Source organism: Arenimonas sp. (assembly GCF_035721105.1).
Taxonomy (GTDB): Bacteria; Pseudomonadota; Gammaproteobacteria; order Xanthomonadales; family Xanthomonadaceae; genus Arenimonas.
In genome coordinates, this window is the sequence record NZ_DASTNG010000079.1 from 1 (window position 1) to 7,089 (window position 7,089).

9 protein-coding genes, 1 tRNA gene and 1 other RNA gene are annotated in these 7,089 nt (G+C 71.8%); 3 read left to right on the forward strand and 8 right to left on the reverse strand.

The window, feature by feature from the left end; genetic code table 11:
• Positions 1 to 1,102 (reverse strand): DNA polymerase III subunit gamma/tau (dnaX, locus tag VFQ84_RS12875; protein WP_325132040.1); only part of this gene is annotated, 1,102 nt, incomplete at its 3' end.
• A 139-nt stretch (positions 1,103 to 1,241) separates the two neighbouring features.
• Between dnaX and VFQ84_RS12880 the strand changes: the two genes are divergently transcribed.
• Together VFQ84_RS12880 and ffs are read left to right on the forward strand one after the other, a co-directional pair.
• Positions 1,242 to 1,334: transfer RNA gene (locus VFQ84_RS12880), tRNA-Ser, on the forward strand.
• Positions 1,335 to 1,383: 49 nt separating this feature from the next.
• Positions 1,384 to 1,480: signal recognition particle sRNA small type (ffs, locus tag VFQ84_RS12885), an RNA gene on the forward strand.
• 406 nt (positions 1,481 to 1,886) lie between these two features.
• On the opposite strand, the gene VFQ84_RS12890 is transcribed toward ffs, so the two are convergent.
• From VFQ84_RS12890 to VFQ84_RS12915, 6 genes are read right to left on the reverse strand one after another with little or no spacing between them, the layout of a single operon-like run.
• Positions 1,887 to 2,306 (reverse strand): molybdenum cofactor biosynthesis protein MoaE, encoded by a 420-nt coding sequence (locus tag VFQ84_RS12890; RefSeq protein ID WP_325132041.1) that lies wholly within the window; start codon positions 2,304 to 2,306, stop codon positions 1,887 to 1,889.
• Positions 2,303 to 2,539 carry a MoaD/ThiS family protein gene (locus tag VFQ84_RS12895; protein WP_325132042.1) on the reverse strand — a complete coding sequence of 79 codons (237 nt, stop codon included), beginning with the start codon at positions 2,537 to 2,539 and terminating at the stop codon, positions 2,303 to 2,305. Before VFQ84_RS12895 ends, VFQ84_RS12890 begins: the two co-directional genes overlap by 4 nt.
• Positions 2,536 to 3,024: a cyclic pyranopterin monophosphate synthase MoaC gene (gene moaC / locus VFQ84_RS12900; RefSeq protein ID WP_325132043.1), complete on the reverse strand. Its 489-nt coding sequence runs from the start codon at positions 3,022 to 3,024 to the stop codon at positions 2,536 to 2,538. Before moaC ends, VFQ84_RS12895 begins: the two co-directional genes overlap by 4 nt.
• A 1-nt stretch (position 3,025) precedes the next feature.
• Positions 3,026 to 4,051 (reverse strand): GTP 3',8-cyclase MoaA, encoded by a 1,026-nt coding sequence (gene moaA / locus VFQ84_RS12905; RefSeq protein WP_325132044.1) that lies wholly within the window; start codon positions 4,049 to 4,051, stop codon positions 3,026 to 3,028.
• Positions 4,048 to 4,791 (reverse strand): MBL fold metallo-hydrolase, encoded by a 744-nt coding sequence (locus VFQ84_RS12910; protein WP_325132045.1) that lies wholly within the window; start codon positions 4,789 to 4,791, stop codon positions 4,048 to 4,050. Before VFQ84_RS12910 ends, moaA begins: the two co-directional genes overlap by 4 nt.
• Positions 4,788 to 5,522, reverse strand: coding sequence for a 3-deoxy-D-manno-octulosonic acid kinase (locus VFQ84_RS12915; RefSeq protein ID WP_325132046.1), 735 nt, complete (start codon positions 5,520 to 5,522; stop codon positions 4,788 to 4,790). Before VFQ84_RS12915 ends, VFQ84_RS12910 begins: the two co-directional genes overlap by 4 nt.
• A gap of 18 nt (positions 5,523 to 5,540) precedes the next feature.
• On the opposite strand from VFQ84_RS12915, the gene VFQ84_RS12920 reads away from it, so the two are divergent.
• Positions 5,541 to 6,587 (forward strand): glycosyltransferase family 9 protein, encoded by a 1,047-nt coding sequence (locus VFQ84_RS12920; protein ID WP_325132047.1) that lies wholly within the window; start codon positions 5,541 to 5,543, stop codon positions 6,585 to 6,587.
• A 1-nt stretch (position 6,588) separates the two neighbouring features.
• On the opposite strand, the gene VFQ84_RS12925 is transcribed toward VFQ84_RS12920, so the two are convergent.
• Positions 6,589 to 6,996: a DUF6165 family protein gene (locus VFQ84_RS12925; protein ID WP_325132048.1), complete on the reverse strand. Its 408-nt coding sequence runs from the start codon at positions 6,994 to 6,996 to the stop codon at positions 6,589 to 6,591.
• Between the last annotated feature and the right edge of the window lie 93 nt (positions 6,997 to 7,089).

Sequence of the window (7,089 nt, forward strand, 5' to 3'; positions counted from 1 at the left end):
GTGCAGGTGCCTCCGATGCCGTGGATGCCGGCCGGAAGGCCAGCATGCGCAGCAGGGACATCTCGAAGCCGGTGCGCGGACTGGGCGCCAGGCCGAGATCGCGCCGGCCGGTCACGGCCATCTGGTACCAGAGCTGCACCAGCTCGGGCGAGAGCCGGGCGGCGAGGCCGACGACGTCGACGCGGCCGGCCGGCGCCGCCGCGCCCGGCACCAGCTGCTGCAGCTGGACCTGGTGCAGGGCCGTGGCCAGGTCCTCGAGCACGTGGCCGAAGTCGGGCGAATACGCGGCCAGTTCCTCGATACGCGCCATCAGCGCGGCGCCGTCGAAGCCCGCCAGCGCCTCGAGCAGGGCGCCGACCTGGGCCCGGTCGACCGTGCCCAGCATGGCGTTCACCGCCTCCTCGCCCAGCTGGCCGCCGGTGTAGGCGATGGCCTGGTCGAGCAGGGACAGCCCGTCGCGCAGGCTGCCGTCGGCGGCGCGGGCCAGCAGCGCGATCGCGCCGTCCTCGGCGCCGATGCCTTCGGCCGCCAGGATGCGGGTGATCTGGCCGCCGATCTGGGCCTCGTCCAGGCGCCGCAGGTTGAACTGCAGGCAGCGCGAAAGCACGGTGACCGGCAGTTTCTGGGGATCGGTGGTGGCCAGCAGGAACTTCACGTGTTCCGGCGGCTCCTCGAGCGTCTTGAGCAGCGCGTTGAACGCGCTCTTGGACAGCATGTGCACTTCGTCGATCAGGTAGACCTTGGTCTTTCCGCGCGAGGGCATGTACTGGGCGTTGTCGATCAGCTCGCGGACGTCGTCCACGCCGGTGTTGCTGGCGGCGTCGATCTCGAGCAGGTCGACGTAGCGGCCGGCGTCGATGTCGCGGCAGGCGGCGCACTCGCCGCAGGGCTCGGCGCTGGTGCCGCGCTCGCAGTTGAGCGACTTGGCGAAGATGCGGGCGATGGTGGTCTTGCCGACGCCGCGGGTGCCGGTGAACAGGAAGGCGTGGTGGACCTTGCCCGATTCCAGGGCATTGCTGAGCGCACGCACCACGTGTTCCTGCCCGACCAGTTCGGAGAAGCGCCGGGGGCGCCATTTTCGGGCGAGTACGAGGTAGGACATGCGGGGGCTCACGAGGGGTCGGGACCGGCCGGCCCATTGTGCCAACCCCCCCGCCCCCCGGCCAGCGGGAATCGCCGTGCTTGTGGCCGCCCCCGGCGACGGGTATGATTTCCGGCTTGTTTCAGGCGGTTATCTCTGCGGAGAGATGTCCGAGCGGTTGAAGGAGCACGCCTGGAAAGTGTGTATACGGCTAAACCCCGTATCGAGGGTTCGAATCCCTCTCTCTCCGCCACTCTTCAAACGGCGCGCCCCTCGGCGCGCCGTTCGCTTCAATGGTGGCCCCGTCGGCCCCCCGCGACGCTAGTCCGAAAACTCCGCCAGGGCCGGAAGGCAGCAACGGTATTGGATGATGCGGGCGCCGGGGCCAGCCGGCGGGGGCACCGCCCTCGGGCGCAGCCCGAGAGGCGGCCCACGGTTCAAAAAAAGGGGTCAGAGTGAATTAGCGTTTCAAGCGCCAATTCACTCTGACCCCTCTTTTCGAACCGCGGGTCCCGGTCTGCACTCCCAATCCCACGCGCCTGTCGGCGCGCCCCCCTTACCAAGGGGGGAAGCGTAATACCGCATTCGCGGTATTACCCCACGATCTGCTGCGCAGATCGCGGGCCCCGGCTCATCACTTCCAATCCCCCGCGCCTGTCGGCGCGCCCCCCTTACCAAGGGGGGCTTGGCACTCCGTGGCTTTTCGCGGAGTGGAACGGGCTGGGCGTGAACCACTCCCGCGTTGGCCCTATCGGCTTTTATCGGCCCTTTTCCGCTTTTATCCGTGTTCAGGCTTCGAAAAGCCTCAAGGATCCGGATGCAGCCAGTCCGCCGCACCGGAAACGTAGCGTTCGCGCTTCCAGATGGGGACGCGGGATTTGACCTCGTCGATGATCCAGCGGCAGGCGTCGAAGGCCGGCCCGCGGTGGCCGGCGCTGACGCCGACCCAGACCGCCAGGTCGCCGATCGCCAGCTCGCCGGTGCGGTGGACGCAGGCGGCGGCGGTGATGTCGAAGCGCTGCAGGGCTTCGGCCAGGATGCGTTCACCCTCGGATTCGGCCAGGGCGCGGTAGGACTCGTAGAACAGGCCCTGCACCGCGCGGCCGTCGTTGTGGTCCCGGACCCAGCCCTCGAAGCTGGCGCAGGCGCCGGCGCGGTCGTCAAGCAGGCTCGCGCGCAGCGGCGCGATATCGAACGGCTCGGAGGCGATCGCGAAGCGCTTCATCCGCCCGACACCGGCGGGATGAAGGCGATCTCGCTGCCGTCGGCGACGGCCGTATCCCAGGCCGCGAACGCGCCATCGACGGCCACGCGCAGCTTCTCCGCGGGCAGCACGAAGCCGTGGCGCGCGCGCAGCTCGGCGTAAAGCGCCGTCAGCGAGGCCGGCACCGGCAGCGATTCGCTGTCGACGCCGGCGGCATCGCGCAGGCTGGCGAAGTACAGCACGGTCACGCTCACGCCCGGGCTCCGCCGAAGTCGCGCTTGCCGCCGCGCTTGGCCAGCACTTTCGCCGGCCCCAGCACGATCGCGTGCGACAGCGCCTTGCACATGTCGTAGACCACCAGCGCCGCGACCGTGGCGCCGGTCAGGGCCTCCATCTCGACGCCGGTGCGGTGCGTGGTGCGCACGCCGCATTCGATCCGCAGCACCGCGTCGCCGGACCAGGCCACGTCGAAGCGGCAGCCCTCGATCGGCAAGGGATGGCAGAACGGCACCAGCTCGTGCGTGCGCTTGACCGCCATCGTGCCGGCGATGATCGCGGTGTCGACCACGGCGCCTTTCGCGGTGGCCATGCCGGCCTTGCGCAGCGCCGCCGCCACCGCCGCCGGGAAGCGCACCCGGCATTCGGCCACGGCTTCGCGCGCGGTCACCGTCTTGACGGAGATGTCCACCATCGCCGGTCGGCCGGCCTTGTCCACGTGGGTCAGTTTCCGGGTCGCCATCTCAGCCGCCTATGAAGAACATCTCGATTTTCTTGCGATCGGGCGCGGACGCGCGCCGCTCGCTGTAGCGGTCGCCGCGCTCGCGCCACAGCCCGGCCAGGTGCGCGGCCAGCGCGTCCTCGCCGCGCGCGATGTGCGCCCGCAGCGGCTGCCCCTGGGTGGCGAACAGGCAGGTGAACAGCTGGCCGTCGGCCGACAGCCGCGCGCGGTGGCAGTCGCCGCAGAACGGTTCGCTGACCGAACTGACGAAGCCCACCTCGCCCTGCCCGTCCACGTAGCGGTAGCGCGAGGCCACCTCGCCGCGATAGGTCGCGTCCAGCGGCAGCAGCGGCCAGCGCGCCGAGATCCGGTCGCGCAGCTCGGCCGACGGCAGCACGCCCTCGCGCCGCCAGCCGTTGCAGGTGCCCACGTCCATGTATTCGATGAAGCGCAGCACGTGCGGCGTGCCGCGGAAGTGCTCGGCCAGCACCAGCGCCTGGTCTTCGTTGACGCCCCGCTGCAGCACGCAGTTGATCTTGAGCCGCGGGAAGCCGGCCGCCTGCGCCGCCTCGATGCCCGCCAGCACGTCCTGCAGCCGGCCGCGGCCGCCGGACAGCGCGGTGAACTGCGCCGGGTCCAGCGAATCCAGGCTCACGGTGAGCCGGTGCAGGCCGGCCTCGCGCAGCGCGCGCGCCTGTGGCGCCAGCAGCGAGCCGTTGGTGGTCAGCGCCAGGTCCTCGACGCCCGGGATCGCCGCCAGTCGCGCCACCAGGTCCGGCAGGCGCTTGCGCAGCAGCGGCTCGCCGCCGGTGAGGCGCAGCTTGCTGACGCCCAGCCGCACGAAGGCCCGCACCGCGGTCTCGATTTCGTCGAAGTCCAGGCGCCGCGCGCGGTCGAGCGCGGTTTCCTCGGGCGTCAGGCCCTCGGGCATGCAGTAGGGGCAGCGATAGTTGCAGGTCTCGATCACCGACACGCGCAGGTCGTGCAGCGGGCGACCCAGGCGGTCGCGCGGCAGGACGGGCGCCATGGCGGGCACGACGGCGGTCATGCCGTCGGATCCGCCAGGGCCAGCACGTCGCCGGGACGGGCGACCTGGTGGCCGCGCGCGCGCATCGCGTCGGCGTCGGCGGTGGAGGCGTAGTGGTAGAGCACGCAGCGCGCCAGCAGCGGCGCCGGGTATTCGCGCTCCAGGTCGTCCAGGCCGCTGTGCGAGGGATTGCCCTGCAGGGCACAGTCGTGCGCCACGCGCTCGCCGGCGTCGGCGTATTTCGCCAGCATCTCCGGGATCGGCCGGGTGTCGCCGGTCCACACCACACTGCCGGGCAGGCGCAGGCCGAAGGCGGTGTCGGGAAGGTGGTGGCGCACCGGGAACACCTCGTACCACTGGCCGGCATGCCAGAAGCCGCGCGTCACCGGCACCAGCTGGAACGCGTCCCACCAGTTGGCGTCGCCTTCGGCGACCACGCCGGGATAGTCGGCCAGCCGCGACTGCAGGTGCGGCAGCACGCCCACCGGCACGTACAGGCGCACCTTGCCGCGCCGCGCCGGATCGAAATAGGTGGCGAAGAACAGCCGCTCGAGCCCGGCCACGTGGTCCATGTGCACGTGGGTGATGAACAGCGCGTCGGGCAGCCCGCCGTAGGCCTGCTGGTAGGCGGTCAGCGCCTCCTGGCCGCAGTCGATCATCAGCACCGGCGCGCCGTCGCGCTGCAGCACGGCCGAGGCCGAGCCCAGCAGCACCGCCGACTGCGAATTGCCCACGCCGAGGAAGCGCAGCGACCAGCTCATGCGGCACCCCGCGCATAGGCCGCCTGCAGCCGCGCGAAGCCCGGGCGCCAGCGCGCGTCGCCCGCCGACAGCTTGGCCAGCGAGCGCGCCAGGCGCCGCAGGTTGGCCTGGCGCCAGGCGCCGGGCGCCCGCCGGCGCCCGCGGTCGAAATCGATCAGCCAGGGCCGGCCCGCGGCATCGACCAGGATGTTGTGGGCGTTGAGGTCGGCGTGGTGCACGCCGGCCGCGTGGAAGCGCGCCAGCATGGCGCCCACCGCTTCCCAGGGCGCCGCATCGGCCTGGTCGCCGCACCAGTCGGCCAGCGCCCGCACGCCCGGGATGCGTTCCACCAGCAGCGCCGCGCGATAGCCCAGGCCGCGGCGCCAGTAGGCCGCCGCCAGCGGCGCCGGCACCGGCAGGCCTTCGGCGTGCAGGGCCGCCAGCAGGCGGAACTCGGCGAAGCTGCGCACTGCGCGCTCGCCGCACCAGAGGTAGGTGTCGCGGCCCAGGCGCGCGGCCAGGCCGCCGCGCCGGTAGTGCCGCAGCACCGCCTCGCCGAAGGCCCCGCCGACGAACCAGGCCGCGCCGCGACCGCCGGCCTGCACCGGCTGCGCACGGCCGCCGTGCGCGGCGGGATCGAACAGCGCGGGCGTGGCTTGCTGCAGCCGCGCCGGGTCGAACACAATCGCCCCCTGCCCGCGCGCGTCGCGGAAAGGCTGCTGGCGCTCAAGGGCGGCGACGGTCACTTCCATTCGAGGCCAGTTTAACCAATGCCCGTGAACAGCGCGCCGCGTTCGCTCTGCCTGCTCCGCCTGTCGGCGCTGGGCGACGCCACCCACGCCCTGGCCCTGGTGCGCCAGCTCCAGCGCGCCTGGCCGGACCTGCCCATCACCTGGATCATCGGCAAGGGCGAGGCCAGGCTGCTGGAGGGGCTGGACGGGGTCGAGTTCATCGTCTTCGACAAGAAGGCCGGCCTGGCCGGCTACCGCGACCTGCGCGCGGCGCTCGCGGGCCGCCGCTTCGACGTGCTGCTGAACCTGCAGCTGGCCCTGCGTGCCGGCCTGGCCTCGACGGCGGTGAAGGCCGACCGCCGCATCGGCTTCGACCGCGGGCGCAGCAAGGAAGGCCATTCGCTGTTCATCGACGAACGCATCCCGGCGGGCGGCCACCACGTGCTCGACGCCTTCCTGCAGTTCCTGGTGCCGCTGGGCATCACGCGCCAGCCGGTGGAGTGGCGGATGCCGGTGCCCGACGCGGCCCATGCCTGGGCCGCCGAACACCTTCCGGGCGACCAGCCCACCCTGGTGGTCTCGCCCTGCTCCAGCCACGTGCTGCGCAACTGGCGACCCGAGCGCTATGCCGCGGTCGCGGACCACGCCGCGGCCCGGGGCTGGCGCGTGGTGCTGTGCGGCGGCCGCAGCGCCCTGGAGCGCGACACGGCCGACGCCATCCTGGCCGCGATGAAGGCGCCGGCGCTGGACCTGGTCGGCAAGGACACCTTCAAGCAGCTGCTGGCGCTGCTGGCGCGGGCCACCCTGGTGATGTCGCCCGACTCGGGGCCGGCGCACATGGCCAACGCCATGGGCACCGCGGTGCTGGGGCTGCATGCGTGCACCGACGCCGAGCGTTCGGGTCCCTACTCCGACCGCCGCTGGACCGTGAACCGCTATGCCGAAGCCGCCGGGAAGTTCATGGGCAAGCCCGCCGACCGCCTGGCCTGGGGCCGGCGCATCGAGTTCCCGGGCGTGATGGACCTGGTGACGGTGGAGGACGCGATCGCGCGCTTCGACGCCTTCCGGGCCGCGCGCGGCGCCTGACTCAGGGCGTGCTGCCGGCCCGGTAGTCCTGGTAGCTCTTTTCCTCGACGTAGGCCGAGCCCAGCGCCAGGTTGATGTCCTTCTTGATGCGCGCGCGCTCGTCGTTCTCGAAGTACACCGCGCGCGCCAGGCGCACGAATTCGGCGTCGAAGGCCTGGGCCTTTTCCTTGAGGCGGATGTCGTCCTCGATCACCCACAGGCGCTCGTTGACGGCCTTGAGGTCGGCGCGCAGGGCGGCGATGTCGGTGGCGGCGGCCGGGTGGGCGCCCCAGGTGGCATCCAGCGCCGCGAGCTCCTTGCGCACGTTGGCCAGCTTGGCCGGATCGGACATGCGCTCGGACTTGATCTGCAGGATCGCGATCTTGTCGAGCAGTTCGCCGAAGGAGACGGGGACGAGGATTTCGGACATGGCGGGGCTTCCGTAGGGCAGGCGCACATCTTACCCCTCTGTAGGAGCGCCTTCAGGCGCGAAGCTTTTTGGCGGAAAGCTTCGCGCCTGAAG